Genomic DNA, 19054 nt, shown 5'->3' on the forward strand with positions numbered 1-19054 from the left:
TGCACACCACCATGAAAACACATCTGATCTACTCGCTGTCGGCACTGCTGGTAATCGCGCAAAGCAGCTTCGCTCAGACGGAGCGGGTTACCCTGGAGGATGTAGTCACAATTGCCCGGCAGCAATCGATTGCCGCCAAACAGGCCACTACGCAGAAGCGTACCAACTACTGGCAATACCGCAGTTTCCTGGCCGATTTCAAACCGCAACTGGGCGTAAACGGCATCCTTCCCGGCTTTACCCGCTCGTTTATTGAAGTTGTTCAGCCCGATGGCACCATCGCTTTTCAGCCAATCTCGAACAATAACTCCACTGTATCGCTGGCGCTGAGCCAGAACATTCCGCTGACGGGTGGCAGTATTTTCGTACAGAAGCAGATTCAGCGCTTCGACAACTTCCGGGACAACAACACGCTGTACAACGGGATTCCGTTTGGCATCGGGCTGAGCCAGCCGCTCTTCCGCTTCAACCAGATGAAATGGGACCGGAAGATTGAGCCGCTGAAGTATGCCGAAGGTAATCAGCAGTTTGTCGAGTCCATGGAGGAAGTAGCCCTCAACGCGACCGGCTTCTACTTCGACCTGCTGGTAGCTCAGGTAAATCTTCAGATTGCGGAGAAAAACCTGATGAACAACGATACCCTATACAAGATCGCGCTTAAAAAACTGGAGTTGGGCCGAATATCACAGAACGACTTACTCCAGTTGGAATTAAGCGTCCTGACGGCCAAAAAGGATTTTGCGTCGGCGCAGCAAACCGCCGAAGTATCCTCGCTGAAACTGAGAACCTATATGGGTTACCGCGATGAGCGCCGGCTGGACCTGGCGCTGCCAACGCAGATCGTCCCGTTCCAGATAGACATCCAAAAAGCTATCAATGAAGCTTTTGCCAATCGCTCGGCATCCATTGGCTTCCGGCGCCGGCTGCTCGAAGCCGAGCGTGATGTTGACAAAGCAAAGAAGGAAAACGGCCTGAACGCCAGTTTGAACGCAGCCTTCGGCTTATCCAACCGGGGAGCCCGCTTCAGCGATGTATATGTACGTCCGCAAGACCGAGAGTTTGTCGAGGTTCAGTTTTCGGTACCCATTATGACCTGGGGCCGGGCGCAGGCCCGCACCGAAACGGCCCGCGCCAATCAGGAACTGGCCAAGCAATCGGTAGAGCAGGACAAGCTGACCTTTGAGCAGCAAATCTACACCCAGGTAACGTTGCTGCAAATGCTCCAGAAGCAGGTGAAGCTCACTTCCGAAGCCGACGGAATTGCCCAGAACCGCTACCAGATTGCGCAGAACCGCTTTCTGCTGGGCGACCTCAGCGTAACCGACTTAGGTATTGCCATGCAGGAAAAAGACCGCGCCAAGCGCGATGCCGTACTGGCCCTGCGCGATTATTGGCAGACGTATTATACCATCCGCCTGCTGACCTTGTACGATTTCGAAAAAGACCAGAAAATTAATTATTAACCACTACCAACTTTCCTACATCATGATTCAACTGACCAACATTGAGAAAGTCTACCGTACCAGCACCATCGAAACCTTGGCGCTGAACAACGTCAACCTGACCATCCGCAAAGGCGAATTTGCTTCCATCATGGGGCCATCGGGCTGCGGCAAAAGTACGCTGCTGAATATCATGGGCCTGCTCGATCAGCCGTCGCAGGGCACCATTACGATTGACGGACAACCCGTAACGAGCTACAAAGACAAAGAACTGGCCCGGCTGCGGAACCAGAAAATCGGCTTTATCTTCCAGAGCTTCCACCTGATTAATGACTTGTCGGTGCTGGATAATGTGGAGATTCCGCTTTTATACAGAACGGGTGAGTCAGCCGGCAAATCGCGCCGGGAGATGGCGAAAGCAGCCCTGGAGCGGGTAGGACTCAGCAACCGGATGAAGCACTTCCCCAGCCAGTTATCGGGTGGTCAGAAACAGCGGGTTGCCATTGCGCGGGCTATTGTCGGTCAGCCCGAGATTATTCTTGCCGACGAACCGACCGGTAACCTGGACAGCGCCATGGGTAATGAGATCCTGAGCATTCTTCAGCAACTCAACGACGAAGGCAGCACCATTGTGATGGTAACGCATGATGAAGCGATGGCGAAGAGAACGCACCGGCTCATCCGCCTTTTCGACGGTACGCAGGTGGCCGATACCCTCGTTTCTGCTGGCATCCCTGCGGGCGTGTAACCATAATCCGGCGTTTAATCTATCCATTCACCGAAACACCACATCGCCGGCAGGAATGCTGACGGAGACATACGACAATGATACTGAACTACATCAAAATAGCCTGGAAGGTCCTGCTGCGGCACCCCTTCTATACGTTCATTACCCTCTTCGGCATCAGCCTGACCCTGACTGTCCTGATGGTACTAACCTCGTTTGTCGACCACCTGGTCGGCAGCCACTACCCCGAAAACCGACGCGACGAGTTACTGTACATTCAGCGCATGGCCCAGCGGGACTCAACGCGGCAGTCGACACGTATGGGGCCACTAAGCTACAATTTCATTAAACAATACGTATTGCCGCTGAAAACCCCGGAGAAGGTGGGTGTAGCCAGCATGTTCAGCTTCGCCAATGCGTATGTAAACGGTCAGCGGCTTAGCCTGCAAACGAAATTGACCGACGCCGGCTTTTGGGAAGTTACGGACTTTGAATTCTTGGAAGGCAAACCGTTCAATGAGCAGAATATTGCCAGTAACGACCACGTAGCGGTCATCACGGATGACTTAAAGAAGCAGTATTTCGAGGTTGATACGCAGCCGGTGGTGGGCAAGACCATTGAGGTCGATAACGAAACGTACCGGGTTATTGGGGTGGTCCGGGGTGCACCGGTAACGCGACCCATTACGGCAGCCGACATCTACTTCCCGTACAATATCCGGAAGAGTAATTACAAATCGCCCGGTATGAACGGGAACTTTGTGGCGCTGCTGAAAGCGAAAAGTCCGGCGGACTTTCCGGCCATTAAAGAAGAATTCAACCAGACAGTGTCCAAAATCCCGCTGCCACAGGAAGACGGCGGCTTTAAATACTACATTCTGGAAACCTCGGCCGATACCTACATAGAAGCCTGGCTGCATAACTTCTTTGACCGGCCCGCCAGCAGCATTTTCTACTCTGTAATTGCCGTATTTATGCTTCTGTTTATGGGTCTGCCCGCCATCAATCTGGTCAATGTAAACGTGAGCCGGATCATGGAACGGGCTTCCGAAATCGGTATCCGGAAGGCCTTCGGTGCGCCGTCGAAAACGCTGATCTGGCAATTCATCATCGAGAACCTGTTCATTACCCTCATTGGCGGTGGTATCGCCCTGGGGCTGGCCTGCATTGTTATTTACCTGATCAACCAGAGCGGCTGGATTGCCAAAGCGGACCTGACCATCAACTTTTCGGTATTCGCCGTCAGCCTGCTGGTCTGCGTAGTCTTTGGCCTGCTCTCCGGCGTCGCGCCGGCCCTCCGCATGGCAAGACTCTCCATCGTCGACGCCCTGAAAGCAAGCTAATCAATCATTCTATCATTCAACCATTCAATCCTTCCCACACCATGTTACAGCATTTGTTCCGACTCATGTGGAATAAGAAGCGCGCTCACACTCTGCTGATTGTGGAGATCCTGGCTTCTTTTCTGGTTCTGTTCGGGGTAACGAGCCTTATCGTTTATAACCTCCGCAACTATACGCAGCCTATTGGTTTTGACTACCAGAACGTCTGGACCATTGACTTTAACGCCCGCGACCAGCCCGATTCGCTGGTGGCCGATATGATGCAGCGGATCAAAGAGCGCGCCAGAACCTATCCGCAGGTTGAGTCGGTAACCCTTTTCGGCAGCAACGCGCCCTATTCGATGAACACCCACAATTCGAATGTCACCTACGATAAGACCAGCACCATGACGCATATTTTCACCAGTGACTTTGATATGCCCCGTACGCTAAACGTACCGCTTCTTGAGGGACGCTGGTTCGATAAATCTGACGAACTGAAGGATGTCAGGACAGTGGTGATTAACCAGCCGTTGCGGCAAAAGTTCTTTGGCGACGGGCAGGCCCTCGGCAAGCTCATCTATTTTGGAGGACCGGATAATAAAGACGGTAAGCCAGAGTATCTGAAGGTAATTGGTGTTACCGGCAACTTCAAATCACACGGCGAGTACCAGGAGAATATTGCCGGAGTGTTCCAGTTGTCGAAGGGCGAGTCGCGTGCCCACCAGCGAACCATGCTGGTAAAAGTAAAGCCTGGAACCGATGCCAGTTTTGAAGCGCAGCTGACCAGAGACCTGGGCACCATGACCCAGGGCTGGAACATTGATGTGTCGTATATGGAAAACCAGCGTAAAAACGCCCATAAACTCACACTGGTCCCCATCATCATCTTTCTGGTGGTTAGCGGCTTTCTGCTCATCAACGTAGCCCTGGGGCTGTTTGGCATTCTGAACCTCAACATTGCCAAGCGCCGGTCGGAGATCGGTCTGCGCCGGGCGCTTGGTGCAACTGAATCGGGCATCTCTACGCAGTTTGTCGGTGAAATCTGGGTACTGGCCACCTTCGGCCTGCTGATCGGCCTGCTCTTTGCTATTCAGTTTCCGCTGATGAACGTATTCGATCTGGAAGCCGGTATCTACATAACTGCCATAGCTATTTCTGTTGTCGTCATTTACCTGATCGTTACCCTCTGCGCCCTGTACCCAAGCCGCCAGGCCGCTACTATTCAGCCAGCAATGGCGCTGCATGAAGAATGATTTTTATGCTTTATTTTGCCATGCTGATGTTTTGTCATGCTGACGTAAGGAAGCATCTCAGACGTTTCTGATGTAGCCAGATTAGAGATGCTTCCTTACGTCAGCATGACAAACAAAACGCTGCCCCTGCCCCACGCCCCATGCTTCTCATCATCGACGACGATATAGCCGTTCAGACCTCACTCTCGCTGCTGCTGAGACGGGAAGGGTTTGTTGTGAAAACAGCATCCTCTCCAGACCAGGCATTTGCTATTCTGGATAAGGAAGCGCCGGAACTGATTCTGCTGGATATGAACTTCTCCATCGAAACGTCGGGGGAAGAGGGGCTACGGACACTGACGGCGATCCGGCGAATACAGCCCGATGCACCTGTGATTCTGATTACCGGCTGGGGTTCCATTGATCTGGCGGTGCAGGGGATGAAAGCCGGTGCCAAGGATTTTATTACCAAGCCGTGGCAGAATGAGTACCTGTTGCAGTCGATTCGCACCATCCTGAACCTGTCGCAGCAAAAGCCGCAGTCGCCGAGCCGGCGCCGGCTGGACCAGCAATATCAGTTTGAGCATATCGTTGGCGAAGATCCGAAACTGCTCGACATTCTGGAAACCATCGGTCGGGTAGCACCCACCGATGCCCCTGTGCTGATCACCGGCGAAAGCGGCACGGGTAAAGAATTGATCGCCGAGGCTATTCACCAGAACAGCAAGCGCAAGGGGCGGGCCTTTGTAAAGGTAAACCTGGGCGGTATTTCCTCTACCCTGTTTGAGAGCGAACTGTTCGGCCATGTGCGGGGAGCATTTACAGATGCCAAATCAGACCGCATCGGCCGGTTTGAACTGGCCAACAAAGGCAGCATCTTTCTGGACGAGATCGGTGACCTCGACCCGGCCAGTCAGGTGAAACTGCTGCGGGTATTGCAGGACCGGACGTTTGAACCGCTCGGCAGCAGTAAGAGCAAGACGGTGGATGTGCGGGTTATCTGTGCAACTAACCGCAACCTGGAAGAGATGGTCGCGAAGGGTACGTTCCGGGAGGATCTGTTCTACCGCATCAACCTGATTACGGTAAAGCTACCGCCACTGCGCGAGCGGCCGGGTGATATACCGATGCTGGTCGAGTATTTTGTCAACAACCTGCGCACCATCTACGGCCGTCCGAACCTGCGTATCAGTGCAGCCGCAGCGAAGTGGTTGAAAAACCTGACAGTACCGGGCAATATCCGCCAGTTGAAGAACATCGTAGAGCGGGCCGTACTGCTATCCAACAATGACGAACTGGAAATAGCCGATTTCCAGAAGCATATTCCCCAATCGTCGGCGGCCAAAGATCCGTCACGCTTACCGGAAGTCGGCTCCATGACGCTGGAGGAGATCGAGTACCAGATGATACGCCGGGCCATGGACTTTCATCATAACCGGGTATCGAAAGTAGCCCGAGCCTTAGGCATTACCCGTTTTGCGCTGTACCGGCGATTAGAAAAATTTGGTATCCCGTACAATGCAGAAGATTGACCGTCTACACACTTTCGTATGGCTGGTCCATTCCATTTCTTTACTTTCACCATCCTAATCAAACAATAACTATGAAACTGTACACAACACCACTCCACACCATCCGGTCAATGCAGAAATCGCTACTTGCTCTGGTCATTACATTTGTCGTATGCAGCTCGCTGGCCCTGGCACAGGATAAGCCCAGCGTTAATGGCACCTGGAAGCTGAACCAGGCCAAGAGTAAATTTACCGGTGGCGGTCCTGATAACATTACCATAGTCCTGAATCAGCAGGGCCAGGCCCTCACTGAGCAGTTGACCGTAGGTACCCCGAACGGTGATGAGAAAATGGACATGAAATACACGCTGGATGGTCAGGAAAGTACCAACAGCATGGGACCGAATCAGATTAAAAGCACGGCCAACTGGAATGGCAACGACCTGGTAATCAACTGGTCAATGGGTGATGCCGGTTATTTTAATCGCAAGATCAACGTTTCTGAAGATGGTAAGGTAATGACCATCGTCGTAAGCCGGAAGATGCAGGGGCCGGAAGAAACCGAAACGGTAGTCCTCGATAAGCAGTAATTCATGAGACTGCCGCTCCGGATCCAGTACGCTCTGTTTATTACCCTTATTCACCTGGTACTCATCTACCTGATCTTCCGATGGCTTGGGGAAAATGAAGTCTTATTCATCATTTCGGAAGTCTTTGTCCTGTTATCTATTCTGGTTACTATACGAATTTACCGGGCTTTCGGACAGCCTTCCCAGTTTATTTCGTCGGGTATTGAAGCCATTAAAGACAAGGACTTTACCATCAAGTTTGTTCCTACGGGCAACAGCGAAGTGGATGAACTGATTCAGGTGTATAATCTCATGATTGACGAGTTACGTACCGAGCGTACCAAACAGATGGAGCAGCAGTTTTTTCTGGAAAAGCTCATTGAGGCCTCTCCCATTGCCATTCTGATTCAGGATTTTGATGACCGCGTTGCGCAGGTGAATTCCAAAGCTGTTGACCTGCTCCGGCTCCGGCCGGAGCAGTTGCTAGGCCGCTCACTGGCGGAGGTAAACCACCCCCTGCTGGAGCAGTTAGCCAGTCTGGACACCGACGCCCCCCAGACAGTTAAAATCAGCGGTATTGAAACCTACCGGGTGTTCAAATCACACTTTATCGACCGGGGTTTCCGGCGTTCGTTCCTGATGCTCGAAGAGCTGACCAGCGAAATTCTGGAGACCGAAAAGAAAGCTTATAGCAAAGTAATCCGGATGATGGCCCACGAGGTAAATAACTCCATCGGGGCCATCAACTCTATCCTCGACGTTACGCAGTCGTATCTGCAGGATACCGATTATCCGGAATTAAAAGATGCCCTCCACATTGCCATCGAGCGCAACGACCGGCTCAACCACTTCATGCGCCGGTTTGCCGATGTGGTACGCCTGCCTCTTCCCCAGCGGAATTTTGCCGATCTGAACGAACTGACCCGCAACGTAACCCGGCTGATGCAGTCCCAGGCCGAAGCCAGAGGCCTCACGGTGCGGTACTCGCTGGCCGCCTATCCGATTGAAAAAGCCATTGATGTCGAGCAGATGGAGCAGGTGCTGGTCAATGTGCTGAAGAACGCCATTGAAGCCTGTCAGCCCGGCAACACCATCGAGGTCATTTCCAACGACCACCAACTCATCATCCGCGACAACGGCAAACCCATCAGCCCAGACCTGGAGATGAAGCTGTTCGACCCCTTCTTCAGCAGCAAACCCGACGGCCAGGGCATCGGCCTGACCCTCACCCGAGAAATTCTGCTCAACCACGGTTTCACCTTCTCGCTCAAAACCAATGCCGACGGCTGGACAGAGTTTGGGATCAGGATTTGAGGAGTCGGCGCTCAGACCAGTCACTTTATTCAACCGAATGCGGGCAGCATATAAGGTCTGGCCGGCCATATGCTTTTCAGAGGGATGTTTTCCGGGCGTTGAGCTCTTGTCTGATTTTCTTCAGGCTGACGACATTTAAGGCGAGAATGGGTAGTAACCCAAAAGGTACAGCCACCAGGGGCGTAAACTTGTCTTTGGCTGTCAGATAAACGATCATCACAAAAAGCATGGCGAGTACTCCCGCAAAGGCGCTTGTTGCTACTAAAGCCGTTTTTTGCAATTTGAGCAGCTCTTCGGTACTCTTCTCTTTAAGGCTATCTTTTTTCATGATGGGAGAATGTATTTTACTAATTACTTTTTGACTCAGCGCGTGAGTTAATCTCGTCGGTGACTTTCTTCTGGTTAGCCGTTACTAAAGCACTTAACAGTAAGGACATAATTAGCAAACCTGAATCACCAGGAAAATGGGCTTTCAGGTAGATACGAATGAGAGTGCCTACGGTTGCCAGTATCATGACGGCGATCATTACCTTCTTAGCTGTACTGAGAAATTTCTCCTTTTTATAAAGTTCGTCAATCGTCAGCTCAGACAATGGTTTGGAAGAAAAGAGATTGGTCATAGTCTACTAATAGTTTTAACTAGTCAGTGCGGTTAACTCAAGTCTGTAACAGGCTTAGATCCTCTGGCTGGAATGTTGCCAACGACGTTTCCCCTGGATGGATGGTATCAAAGATAGTCCCTGCGGTAGGGGCCATTCAACTAATTTCGACAAACACCAGCCTGTATTCCGACCAATGAGCTGTTTTTTTCGACCAATTTCGTCGTCAGGTATTGGTCGAATCAGTTGGTCAGCCTTACGGCCAGTTCAATCCGGTAGGTATACTCACCAGCAGTGACCGATAAATCATACGCCATTAGGTATATAGCGTCTAACCGGCGTTTTACGTTAAGTAAGCCAACCCCACCCCTTCGCTTACTATCCACCGGCTGATCCGGCCGACGGCGCTGGAGCGGAACGCTGTTTTCTACCATAAACCGGAGTGTGTCGGCCTGAATAGCCGCCCTTACCTGCACAAAAGCCGGTCCACTGGCTCCTTTGATGCCGTGCTTAAACGCATTTTCAACAAAAGCGATCAGCAGCAGGGGCGCAATCTGGTATGATGCCGGATCACCCTCCTGCTCATACTCAATCAGCACGTCTTCGCCTTGCAGGCGGTTGCGTTCCAGATCGAGGTAATTCTGGATGTAGGCCAGTTCTTTTTCTAGGCTAATGCGTGGCCCATCGGCCTCATACAGGTTGTACCGCATCAGCTCCGACAGGCGCAGTACCAGATCGGCGGCCTGTTCGTCCGTCTCGAAGACGCGCCCGTAGACGCTGTTGAGGGTGTTGAACAGAAAGTGGGGGTTAACCTGAGATTTCAGAAAACTTAATTCCAGCGCGTATCGCTCACGTTCGGATATGCGCAGGCGCTGCTGATACCTGAAGACATCATTCACGGCTTTGATGAACAGAATAATGGTAGGCACAAAAAAACTGTAGGCATAATTCCAGAAAAAAACGCGCAGGCTGGTGAAGCAACCGAACCAGCCTGCCTCGGTGAGCATCGCTGCTATCTTCGGCACATATGCATCGGAACGAATGGGGGAGTCGCCCGATAAGGTCACCAAAAAAGTAAACTGAACGCGATTAGTCTGATAGATCAGGAGAAAAATTACGCCCAGCATCAGCAGAAACACGCCGTAGCGTTTCCGATACAGGAATTTGGGATAAGCCACGTAACCGATGCTGTAATAAATGGCTATCGTTTGCAGAAAAGACAATACCGATGCCCAGGTAACAACGGTTTCATTGTCTTTTAGCAGACTTGGGCTGAAATAGTACCGTTCAAAGGCGTACAAACTTAGCCAGAACAGCAGATGGGTACCGACCCTGATAAGTCGCCGGGGTTGCGTAACGTTATTAATCATAGATTCTGCGACATTGGTCGAAAAAAACAGGGCATTGGTCGAAATAAGTTTTGGGGAGCACCGGCGTCAATTTCTTTTGTACCCGTCGAACGATCCAAATCTGATAAATAGCTCTGACATGAATCCGATTGCACTCAAACTCCGCAAACTACGCGAAATTCACGGCTATCCGCAGGAATATGTTGCCTTTCACCTCGGTGTGAGTCAGGCCGCTTACAGCAAAAAAGAAACCGGCCGTACCGAACTTACCCTGAGCGTGCTACAGCAGGTATCGGCTCTGTACGGCATCAGTCTGATGGACCTCATCAACCTGAACCTGCAGGAACTGGTTATCACGGCCGTTCAAAAGCAGGTAGCCTGAGGTACTATAAACTTACAATCTGTTTTTTGTCAGCTTCTCAATAACGGATTCGCGGTAGGTCACGCCAATCTGTACGCGTTTTTGCCCGTCGATGGTGGTAATCAGGTTACCGTCGATTTCTTTGATGGCCTGCATGCGCACAATAAACGACCGGTGCACCCGCAGAAACTGCGAGGGGGGCAGCATCTCCTCCAGCCTGCTCATGGTCATGTGGGTGATGAGCAACTGATCGGTAAGCTGCAGCCGGATATAATCTTTCATACCCTCGGCAAAGACAATATCGGCCGGGGCCACGCGCACCAGCTTTTTATCGGTCTTGATCAGGAAATACGGTACGTTTTCGCGGGGATCCGTATTTTCCATCAACTGCCGTTTGGCAGGCGGACGTGTGGGTATGGGAGCGCTGGGGTCTACCACAAAGCCCAGCCGTTTGGTCACGCGGTTGATGGCCTCCAGAAACTTATCGAAACCGGCAGGTTTGAGCAGGTAGTGTACGACCGACTCGAAGCCGTAGGTCTCGGCGGCAAACTGGGGCGAAGCCGTAACCATAACCACAACCGGGTGGGGGTGTGGCAGCGACCGCAAAAACTCAACACCCGTCATATAAGGCATTTCAACGTCCAGAAACAAAATATCAGGCCGGAGTTCCTGCACCTTGTCGAGGCCATCGAATGGATCCGTGCTTTTGCCGAGCAAACTCAGATACGGCACCCGCTCAATGTATTTGGTCATGATATGGTGTGCGCTCCCTTCGTCATCAATCAGATAGCAGGTAAGTTTTTCGGACATAAACAAGTTGTCGAAAATAGGGTGTGAGGGCCTTTGTAGTAAAAATGGCACAAATATTTTTAATAAAGGAGCACAGAAGAAAGGTGCTGGACTTTCTTCGTAGCTACCTGTCACGAAAATGTGCTGTTTTTTATAAAAAAGCCTATCTTTAGGTTTGCTTTAGGCCTAAGCGGGGCCTGTTTGCCCTCCCTCCTGCTGCTGACTCAATGTATGATTGGTGCTGATCGCGCTTTTCTTGACAAGCTTACCCACTACATCGAGGTGAGCCTCGAAGACCCCTCGCTGTCTATCGATTCGCTCTGCCGCCAGATGGGGGTCAGCCGTACCCAGCTTCACCGCTTGGTGAAAGAACAGACCGATCTGTCGACAACCCACTTTATCCGCAAGATCAGGCTCGACAAAGCCTACCAGCTCCTGACCACCACCGACCTGCGCATTGCCGAAGTGGGCGACCGCGTGGGGCTCGATAATCCCCAGAACTTCAGCAAATACTTTACCCAGCAGTTCGGTATCAGCCCTTCCGGCCTGCGCCGGAAGGGCCCCGACGCTATTCCTGAGTCTTTCGCTAACCCGGAAACCATTGCCGATACATCCCCAGACCCGGAAACACCCACCCCGGCCGGCCACGCTTCGGACATATTAACTGTTGCCACGCCCGTTCTACCGGCCAAACAGCCACTTGCCAGCCGGATAACCAGCCGCCGGTTTTGGTGGGCCGGGCTGATGCTGCTGGCCGGACTGGGCGGATGGCTGGTGTACCAGTTTCTGGCGCAACCGCCAGCGGCTGCGCCCTCGACGGCCAACCGCAACTCCGTGGCCGTGCTGCCCTTCCGGAACATGGGTCCGGCCGATACCGACTACCTGGTCGACGGCATCATGGACGACCTGCACACCGAACTGTCGCTGGCAGCAGGGCTCAAGGTGATTGCCCGTACCTCGTCCGACCAGTATAAGGACGCCAGAAAAACCGTCTGGCAGATCGGCGACGAACTGCAGGTGGGCCACCTGCTTAAGGGCAGCGTGCTGAAAAACGGCGATCGGCTGCAGGTAAAACTGGAACTGCTTCGCACCCGCGACGACATCCGGCTGTGGTCGAAAACCTACGAAGGAGCTTACAATGACCTGTTCCGGATCACCAGCCGCATGAATCAGGAGGTGCTGCAGCAACTGAGCCGGCCCACCAACCGGGCCACCCCGCGCCGGCACACCACCAGCCTGGCCGCTTACAATGCGATGTTGCAAGGCCGCCAGTTACTGACTACCCGTTCCGAAGCTAACATCCGGGCCAGTTTAGTAAAACTGGATGAAGCGCTCACGCACGACCCCGACTATGCCGACGCCTACGCTTACAAAGCTTCGGGGTATGAGTTGCTGGGGAATCTGGGCTATACGACCGATCAGGCCATCTACCAGCAGGGGTTGCAGTACGCCCGGCAGGCCCTGCAACTCGACAGCACCAATAGCCTGGCCTACGGAGCGCTCGGCAGTCTGTATGGCGACCTGCACCAGTGGCAACAAGCTGATGCCGCTTTCCGGCAGGCCCTGCGCTATAACCCCAACGATGCCCAGGCCAACTACTGGTACAGCCTGCTGCTGCGGGCGCTGGGCCGGCCCGCCGAAGCCATCTCCTACAGCACCAAAGCCCTCGAACTTGACCCACTCGGGCCGGTTATCGCAGCCGGCCACGCCCTCAACTGCGCCTATGCCGGGCGCTTCGACCTGGCCGACCAATGCCTCGACAGCAACCGGCTCCTGTTTAACGACTCCTTTCTGTACCACTTCGCCCGTGGCCTCTGTGCCATGATAAAAAGCGACTACCGGTTGGGCGAAACCGCCATGCAGCACGCGATACAACTGAATCCCCAATACACCAACCATGTACCGTCTCTGCTCTACTGCGAAGCCCGGCAGGGCAAGACCGACCGCGCCCGCGCTTACCTGGCCGATACCCCCGACACCCCGGCCCGGAACCTGTACCTGAAAGCCGTGGTGTATGCCGGCCTGAATGACCGCGCCAATTGCCTTCGCTCCCTTAAACAGGCCGCCGACGAAGGCTACATCTACAAAGACCTGCTGCTGTTTCCGCCTTTCCGCCCCTACCACCGCGATCCGGTATTCCAGGACATTCTGCGCCGGTATGGATTACGGTAGGCAGTTGGCAGTAGGCGGTTGGCAGATTGAAGCAGGCAGGTTTGTAAGGAGAAGTTGTCCGGTAAGGACAAGCGGTTTATAATAGCTGCCGTGGTGGGCGATGTATACCTGCCTCGTCGAGGCCAGCCTTGATAGGCTTGTGCCTACAGCACAGTGAAGACGCCCACGAACAGGTTTTCTATAACCGTCGGCTCCTGCGGAGCGTACAACAGAGAACCTGCGGCCGCTTTTCTGCCCACTGCCCACTGCTAACTGCCCCCTGCAACAATAGACAAACTCTTTGGAACAATAGACTAAGTTCAGGAACAATACACCAAGTTATTGGCACAATAGACGAACAGCTTTTTTGGGCTATGGGCGAAGTTTGCAAAACACAAACCGCTCACTAGTATGCTGCTACGTCTTACCTTCCTCCTGCTGCCCCTGCTGTTCGGTTCTTCTATACTAGCCTGGCCAGGAATGGCTCAGCCCGGCACTTCGCCCACCATCCGCTACGTCAAACCCGGTGGTTCGGGCGATGGACGTAGCTGGGCCAGCGCTACCAACAACCTCCAGCACGCCATCAATGCCGTAGCCACAGCCGGGGGCGGCCAGGTCTGGGTGGCGGCCGGCACCTACCTGCCGACCCAAACCCAAACCGACCGCAACGCCGGCTTCCGGATGCAGAACAAGGTAGCCATCTACGGCGGCTTTGCCGGCCACGAAACGAGCCTGACCGAACGTCCGTTGATTGATCCGCTGATGGGCCATCCTTCCTCTACTACCCTCAGCGGTGATATCGACGGCGACGGTACCCCCACCGGCAATAGCTACCATGTCTTTTACCACCCCAACGGCACCGGTCTCGACCATACGGCCATACTGGACGGTTTTGTAATCACCGGCGGTAATGCCGGCGACAGCACCGGGGTGAACTCAGACCTGGGCGGAGGGATGTACAACCACGGCTCCAGCCCCGAACTGGTCAACTGTCTGTTCGTGGGCAACACGGCAGCCAGTGCCGGTGGGGGAATGTACAACGACTACTACGCCAATCCCTCGCTCATCAACTGCCGCTTTGCGGCCAATACGGCTTTTGCCGGTGGGGGTATGTACAACCTCTCATCGTGCAGTCCGGAGCTGCTGGGTTGCAGCTTCACGGCCAACACGGCCAGGCTGGGCGGGGCTATGTTCAACAACACCAACGCCAGTCCGGGACTGACCGACTGCCAGTTCCGGGCCAATACGGCGCTGGCCGGCGGGGGGCTGTATAACCTCAACGCCTGCAGCCCGGCGCTGGTCAACTGCCGCTTCACCGACAACGCGGCCAGGGGAGCCGCTATCGCCAGCTTCTTTTTATCCCGCCCCAGCCTGTTCCACTGCACCTTCCGCAACAACCAGGGCAACTGTACCATCTTTAGCGACGACACCCGCTCCCAGGCAACAATAGACCAGGTATTTGGCACAATAGACCAAGTTTCTGAAACAATAAACTAAGTCCAGCCGGCCGGTATGGGCTACTTTTCGCTGATTCTAAACGCTGTTTGCTATGCAACATTCCTTCCTGCTCTATCCGGCCGGGCTGGTGCTGGCCGGTCTGCTTACAGCCTGCACGCCAGCCGGACCTGCCGACCTCGAAACGGTGCAGCAGCAAAACATCCGGGTGGTGCGGCAACTCCAGGCCGGCCTCAACCAGCACGACTGGGCGGGCGTGTCCCAACTCTACGCCGAACGCGTGCGCTACAAAGGCCCTCATACGCGCTACCAGGAGGTAGAGCAAACCCCCGGCGAGGTAGTAGCGGCCTACCGGGGCTACCATCTGGAAATTACGCAGCTCTACGCGGCCTATGAGCACCATGTAGTGGTCGAGGGCCGGCTCAGCCAGGGATCGCCCCGGCCGGTCTGTATGATCTATACCATCGAAAACGGCCGCATTACCCGGCAATACACGTATTAATGTTTCACCCTTTATCAATTAACGTACCTCTATGTCTTACTCTTTACTGATGTCCAGCCTCCGACAAACCCTTTCCGTAGGCCGGGCCACGCTGGCTTTACTGCTACTACTCTGGCTCAGCAGCCCTACCGCTCAGGCCCAGAGTAATGATCTGGTCATAATGGATGCAATGAGAAATAGTAGTAATTTCGGGTGGGGCTCGGTATTTGATTGGCCTACCGATGTTAGCCCTTGCAACTCGGAAGAATTCTGGAATGGTGTCACTTGCTTTCAAAACAGGATAACTGCGCTAGATCTTGTTTGTGGAACTAAAAATTTTAACAACACTCCTGAGGTAAGCGCTATCCCTCTGCCACCGATTCTTAACAGGTTAGACGGGTTAAGTACATTCCGCATATCAAAATGTTACTTAGATCCAGTCCCAACGAGCAGCTTTACAACGTTGAGCAGTACCATGTTGATTTCAACTCCTCCAACTCGCATCATGGTGGAGTTTTTAACCGTGTTGAGGCTTGATGATAACCCGGGCATCACCGGTCCCTTCACCGGCATGTTCCCTAACGACATCAGTCCGGATCGCTCCCCAAATCTCGCCATTATCTCGCTGTCGGGCACCAAAATCAACGGACCAGTTACCACCGGCATGGTGTCGTTCACCAACACCACCAGCGTGCGGCTCAGCCAGACCAACCTCAGCGGCCCGCTGCCTGTTACGGGGGCTTCGTCCAAAAACCTATGGCTCAACGGCAACCAGCTCGACGGCGTTCTGCCCGACTACATCCGCAACGCCACCGGCCAGGTCTACCTGCGCTACAATAAGTTCGATGTGGTGAACACTCCGCCCGGCACCATCGACGACCTCGACCCGGAATGGCGCAACACCCAGACGGTACCCCCCACCAACGTAAAGGTTACGCCCAGCGGAGCCTATGGCGCTACCCTCACATGGACGCCCATTGCCTACCAGGCCGACGGCGGTTACTATGAGGTGCTTGCATCGCAAACACCGGGTGGCCCCTACGTTTCGCTGGGCACCACGGCCAACTCAGGCGGCAAAACAGCCAACCGCCTGCGGGTGACGGGTCTGCCGGAAGGCAAACACTATTTTGTAGTACGCACCTTCACCCCGGCGCACATGGACGATACTACCCCGGCTTTTGAGAACCTGCGCAACAACCCCAACGACCTCACCAGCGTCAACAGTGCTGAGGTGAGCGCCGATATTACCTGCCAGACTCCCACGCGGCTGTACGTCAAAGCCAATGCTACGGGAGACAACTCGGGGCAGAACTGGGAACACGCCTTCACCGACCTGCAAAGCGCCCTGAACTACCCCTGTAGCCAGAACCTGACCGAAATCTGGGTAGCAGCCGGCGTCTACAAGCCCACCAGTACAACAGCCCGCACCGTAAGCTTTCAGATGAAGAACAACGTAGCCATCTACGGCGGCTTTGTGGGCAACGAAAGTAGCCTGGCTGAGCGCCCGGCTATCAACCCCGTAACCACGGATGGCCGCCCCGGCAGTCCCAGCAGCACCACGCTCAGTGGCGATTTGCTGGGTAATGATGTGGTGGGCGATGAGGCCAGCCGTTCTGAAAACAGTTATCATGTCATCTATAATGGACCGGGACTGACCAGCAGTGCCGTGCTCGATGGCTTTGTCATCACGGGTGGCAACGCCAATGGAGCCTTTCCCGACAATATTGGTGGCGGGGTGTACAACATGAGTACCTCTGCTGGCCAGGTGTGCAGTCCCAGCTTCCGTAACTGCTCGTTTCAGTACAACTCGGCTACGCGATCTTCCGCACAAGGTTCCGCACAAGGTGGTGCAATGGGCAATTATGCACGCAATTCAGGCAGCAGTAGCCCACAACTGACCAACTGCTTGTTTCAGTACAACTCAGCTTCAGCTGGCGGGGCGATGGTCAATTATGCAGACAATTCAGGCAGCAGTAGCCCACAACTGACCAACTGCTCGTTTCAGAACAACTCAGCTCCAGGTGGCGGGGCGATGTACAATAGTGCAGGCAATTCAGGCAGCAGTAGCCCACAACTGACCAACTGCTCGTTTCAGAACAACTCAGCTTCAGGTGGCGGGGCGATATACAATGGGGGTTCTGGCAGCATTACTCCTCAATTGACTAACTGCTCGTTTGTTGGAAACTCGGCTTCTGTCTATGGCGGAGCGATGTACAATTTTGCCCCCCTTTCAGGCAGCATTACTCCTCAACTGACCAACTGCTCGTTTCAGAACAATTCGGCGACCAGTGGCGGGGCGATGTACAATTATGGGATGAACGGCACCTCTAGTCCAGTGCTAATCAATTCAGTTCTCTGGCACAACGGAGCGGCCAACATCTTTGTCAGCGAAGGCAATGCCAGTATATCGGTGCGCTACAGCCTGCTGGAGGCCTCGGTGACAGGGTATCCCACTGACCCTACCAACCTGACCACCACCACCTCCCCCTTTGCCGCTGCCAGCAGTGTCGAGCTTGCCACCGGCTCACCCGCCATCAACGCCGGTGATCTGGCCAGTTATACGGCTGTGGGTGGACCGGCTACCGACCTGGCCGGTAATCCCCGCATCGTGGGCGGCCAGATAGACATGGGGGCTGTTGAGTTCCAGGGTACGCCCTGCACCACCCCCGAGCTGCCGGTCGTTAAAGCACCCCTGGCCCCCGTTGCTATTACCACTCCAGTTACGCTGACCATCAGCTATACCGAAACCAACGTCACCTCCGCCACCATCACCTGGGGTGATGCCACCGCCGACCAGATCGTCAGCAATCCCGCTGCCCCCCAGAGGCACACCTATGCCGGGCCGGGCGTCTACACCATCTCCGTGCGCATCGGAAATTACTGCGGACTGAGCAGTGCGGCCGCGTCGCCCCCGCAGTACGTGGTGGTCTATGACCCTTCGGCGGGCTTTGTCACCGGGGGCGGCTGGATCGATTCGCCCGTAGTGAGTACCACCACCTGCGGCTCCTGCACCTTTATGCAGGTGGGTGGCAAGGCCAACTTCGGCTTTGAGTCCAAGTACCAGAAAGGCAGGACCGTGCCCACGGGCAACACCGAGTTCAAGTTTAAAGCCGGGGGGCTCGACTTCCGCAGCACGGCCTACGAGTGGCTGGTGGTGGCCGGCAGCAAAGCTCAGTTCAAGGGCACGGGCAGCGTCAACGGCCAGAGCGGCTACGGCTTCATGCTGACGGCCACCGACGGTGACCTCAACAAAACCAAAGGCCCCGACCGCTTCCGCATCAAGATCTGGCAGACCAGCAGCAACCAGACCATGTATGACAACCAGTACGGAGCCGACGACACGGCCGACCCCAGCACCCAGATCGGCGGTGGCTCGATTGTGATCCACGACCCCAACGGCAAGAACGCCCGCCAGACCGGCGGCCTGGAGCCCACTGCCGAAGGCGTGCAGGTAGTGATTTTACCCAACCCGGTGGAGCAGACGCTGGTGGTGGAGGTGCAGGGTCTGAGCGGTAAGGCGCAGTTGACCCTGGTGGACGTGCAGGGTCGGCAGCGGGGTAGCTGGTGGGTAGAGCCGGTAGCCGGTGTGGGCCACCTGCGGGCGGAGGTAGGGCACCTGTCCACGGGCGTGTACCTCTTGCAGGTGGAGACTCCGGCAGGCGTACTCAGCCGCCGGCGGGTGCTGAAGCGGTAGGAACGGGGGGCAGTTCTCAGTTGGCAGTTAGCAGTAGGCAGAAATGCGGCCGCAG

Annotated in this window: 16 protein-coding genes; 12 read left to right on the forward strand and 4 right to left on the reverse strand. The window is 54.6% G+C overall.

Annotated features, from left to right (window positions below; translation table 11 throughout):
* Positions 1 to 11: 11 nt before the first annotated feature.
* The 7 genes from ABD949_RS07040 (at position 12) to ABD949_RS07070 (ending at position 8120) form a co-directional block, all read left to right on the forward strand.
* The gene (locus ABD949_RS07040) at positions 12 to 1463 is read left to right on the forward strand and encodes a TolC family protein (RefSeq protein ID WP_345241959.1); all 1452 of its coding nucleotides are present in this window, start codon (positions 12 to 14) and stop codon (positions 1461 to 1463) included.
* 22 nt (positions 1464 to 1485) lie between these two features.
* Positions 1486 to 2190 (forward strand): ABC transporter ATP-binding protein, encoded by a 705-nt coding sequence (locus ABD949_RS07045; protein ID WP_345241961.1) that lies wholly within the window; start codon positions 1486 to 1488, stop codon positions 2188 to 2190.
* A 77-nt stretch (positions 2191 to 2267) separates the two neighbouring features.
* Complete coding sequence (locus tag ABD949_RS07050) at positions 2268 to 3512, forward strand: ABC transporter permease (RefSeq protein ID WP_345241963.1); 1245 nt, start codon at positions 2268 to 2270, stop codon at positions 3510 to 3512.
* Positions 3513 to 3577: 65 nt separating this feature from the next.
* Positions 3578 to 4747, forward strand: a complete 1170-nt coding sequence (locus tag ABD949_RS07055) for an ABC transporter permease (RefSeq protein WP_345241965.1) — start codon at positions 3578 to 3580, stop codon at positions 4745 to 4747.
* A gap of 140 nt (positions 4748 to 4887) precedes the next feature.
* On the forward strand, positions 4888 to 6258 hold the full coding sequence (locus ABD949_RS07060; protein ID WP_345241966.1) for a sigma-54-dependent transcriptional regulator: 1371 nt from the start codon (positions 4888 to 4890) through the stop codon (positions 6256 to 6258).
* A 71-nt stretch (positions 6259 to 6329) separates the two neighbouring features.
* Positions 6330 to 6827 (forward strand): hypothetical protein, encoded by a 498-nt coding sequence (locus tag ABD949_RS07065; protein ID WP_345241968.1) that lies wholly within the window; start codon positions 6330 to 6332, stop codon positions 6825 to 6827.
* A gap of 3 nt (positions 6828 to 6830) precedes the next feature.
* Entirely contained in the window at positions 6831 to 8120 is a 1290-nt protein-coding gene (locus tag ABD949_RS07070) for a sensor histidine kinase (RefSeq protein ID WP_345241970.1), read from the forward strand.
* 76 nt (positions 8121 to 8196) lie between these two features.
* On the opposite strand, the gene ABD949_RS07075 is transcribed toward ABD949_RS07070, so the two are convergent.
* From ABD949_RS07075 to ABD949_RS07085, 3 genes are all read right to left on the reverse strand, one after another.
* Entirely contained in the window at positions 8197 to 8448 is a 252-nt protein-coding gene (locus tag ABD949_RS07075; RefSeq protein ID WP_345241971.1) for a redox-active disulfide protein 2, read from the reverse strand.
* Positions 8449 to 8467: 19 nt separating this feature from the next.
* Positions 8468 to 8740, reverse strand: a complete 273-nt coding sequence (locus tag ABD949_RS07080; RefSeq protein WP_345241973.1) for a hypothetical protein — start codon at positions 8738 to 8740, stop codon at positions 8468 to 8470.
* 221 nt (positions 8741 to 8961) lie between these two features.
* Positions 8962 to 10089: a sensor histidine kinase gene (locus ABD949_RS07085; protein ID WP_345241975.1), complete on the reverse strand. Its 1128-nt coding sequence runs from the start codon at positions 10087 to 10089 to the stop codon at positions 8962 to 8964.
* Positions 10090 to 10207: 118 nt separating this feature from the next.
* Between ABD949_RS07085 and ABD949_RS07090 the strand changes: the two genes are divergently transcribed.
* A complete protein-coding gene (locus ABD949_RS07090) occupies positions 10208 to 10450 on the forward strand; it encodes a helix-turn-helix domain-containing protein (protein WP_345241978.1) in 243 nt (80 codons plus the stop codon).
* A gap of 12 nt (positions 10451 to 10462) precedes the next feature.
* Here the strand turns inward: ABD949_RS07090 and ABD949_RS07095 are convergent, their stop codons facing one another.
* Positions 10463 to 11239 carry a LytR/AlgR family response regulator transcription factor gene (locus ABD949_RS07095; protein ID WP_345241980.1) on the reverse strand — a complete coding sequence of 259 codons (777 nt, stop codon included), beginning with the start codon at positions 11237 to 11239 and terminating at the stop codon, positions 10463 to 10465.
* 210 nt (positions 11240 to 11449) lie between these two features.
* Here ABD949_RS07095 and ABD949_RS07100 point away from each other — a divergent pair, with 210 nt between their 5' ends.
* The 4 genes from ABD949_RS07100 (at position 11450) to ABD949_RS07115 (ending at position 18999) form a co-directional block, all read left to right on the forward strand.
* Complete coding sequence (locus ABD949_RS07100; protein WP_345241982.1) at positions 11450 to 13390, forward strand: helix-turn-helix domain-containing protein; 1941 nt, start codon at positions 11450 to 11452, stop codon at positions 13388 to 13390.
* A gap of 390 nt (positions 13391 to 13780) precedes the next feature.
* Entirely contained in the window at positions 13781 to 14866 is a 1086-nt protein-coding gene (locus ABD949_RS07105) for a right-handed parallel beta-helix repeat-containing protein (RefSeq protein ID WP_345241984.1), read from the forward strand.
* 52 nt (positions 14867 to 14918) lie between these two features.
* Positions 14919 to 15326 (forward strand): nuclear transport factor 2 family protein, encoded by a 408-nt coding sequence (locus tag ABD949_RS07110; RefSeq protein ID WP_345241986.1) that lies wholly within the window; start codon positions 14919 to 14921, stop codon positions 15324 to 15326.
* A 454-nt stretch (positions 15327 to 15780) separates the two neighbouring features.
* Positions 15781 to 18999 (forward strand): choice-of-anchor Q domain-containing protein, encoded by a 3219-nt coding sequence (locus ABD949_RS07115; RefSeq protein WP_345241988.1) that lies wholly within the window; start codon positions 15781 to 15783, stop codon positions 18997 to 18999.
* Positions 19000 to 19054: the final 55 nt, after the last annotated feature.

The organism is Nibrella saemangeumensis (assembly GCF_039541915.1).
In the GTDB taxonomy this organism is placed as follows: domain Bacteria; phylum Bacteroidota; class Bacteroidia; order Cytophagales; family Spirosomataceae; genus Nibrella; species Nibrella saemangeumensis.

Coding starts and splice junctions, on each gene's coding strand:
- ABD949_RS07040 (WP_345241959.1), top strand. CDS start 12: ATGAAAACACATCTGATCTACTCGCTGTCGGCACTGCTGGTAATCGCG.
- ABD949_RS07045 (WP_345241961.1), top strand. CDS start 1,486: ATGATTCAACTGACCAACATTGAGAAAGTCTACCGTACCAGCACCATC.
- ABD949_RS07050 (WP_345241963.1), top strand. CDS start 2,268: ATGATACTGAACTACATCAAAATAGCCTGGAAGGTCCTGCTGCGGCAC.
- ABD949_RS07055 (WP_345241965.1), top strand. CDS start 3,578: ATGTGGAATAAGAAGCGCGCTCACACTCTGCTGATTGTGGAGATCCTG.
- ABD949_RS07060 (WP_345241966.1), top strand. CDS start 4,888: ATGCTTCTCATCATCGACGACGATATAGCCGTTCAGACCTCACTCTCG.
- ABD949_RS07065 (WP_345241968.1), top strand. CDS start 6,330: ATGAAACTGTACACAACACCACTCCACACCATCCGGTCAATGCAGAAA.
- ABD949_RS07070 (WP_345241970.1), top strand. CDS start 6,831: ATGAGACTGCCGCTCCGGATCCAGTACGCTCTGTTTATTACCCTTATT.
- ABD949_RS07075 (WP_345241971.1), bottom strand. CDS start 8,448: ATGAAAAAAGATAGCCTTAAAGAGAAGAGTACCGAAGAGCTGCTCAAA.
- ABD949_RS07080 (WP_345241973.1), bottom strand. CDS start 8,740: ATGACCAATCTCTTTTCTTCCAAACCATTGTCTGAGCTGACGATTGAC.
- ABD949_RS07085 (WP_345241975.1), bottom strand. CDS start 10,089: ATGATTAATAACGTTACGCAACCCCGGCGACTTATCAGGGTCGGTACC.
- ABD949_RS07090 (WP_345241978.1), top strand. CDS start 10,208: ATGAATCCGATTGCACTCAAACTCCGCAAACTACGCGAAATTCACGGC.
- ABD949_RS07095 (WP_345241980.1), bottom strand. CDS start 11,239: ATGTCCGAAAAACTTACCTGCTATCTGATTGATGACGAAGGGAGCGCA.
- ABD949_RS07100 (WP_345241982.1), top strand. CDS start 11,450: ATGATTGGTGCTGATCGCGCTTTTCTTGACAAGCTTACCCACTACATC.
- ABD949_RS07105 (WP_345241984.1), top strand. CDS start 13,781: ATGCTGCTACGTCTTACCTTCCTCCTGCTGCCCCTGCTGTTCGGTTCT.
- ABD949_RS07110 (WP_345241986.1), top strand. CDS start 14,919: ATGCAACATTCCTTCCTGCTCTATCCGGCCGGGCTGGTGCTGGCCGGT.
- ABD949_RS07115 (WP_345241988.1), top strand. CDS start 15,781: ATGTTGATTTCAACTCCTCCAACTCGCATCATGGTGGAGTTTTTAACC.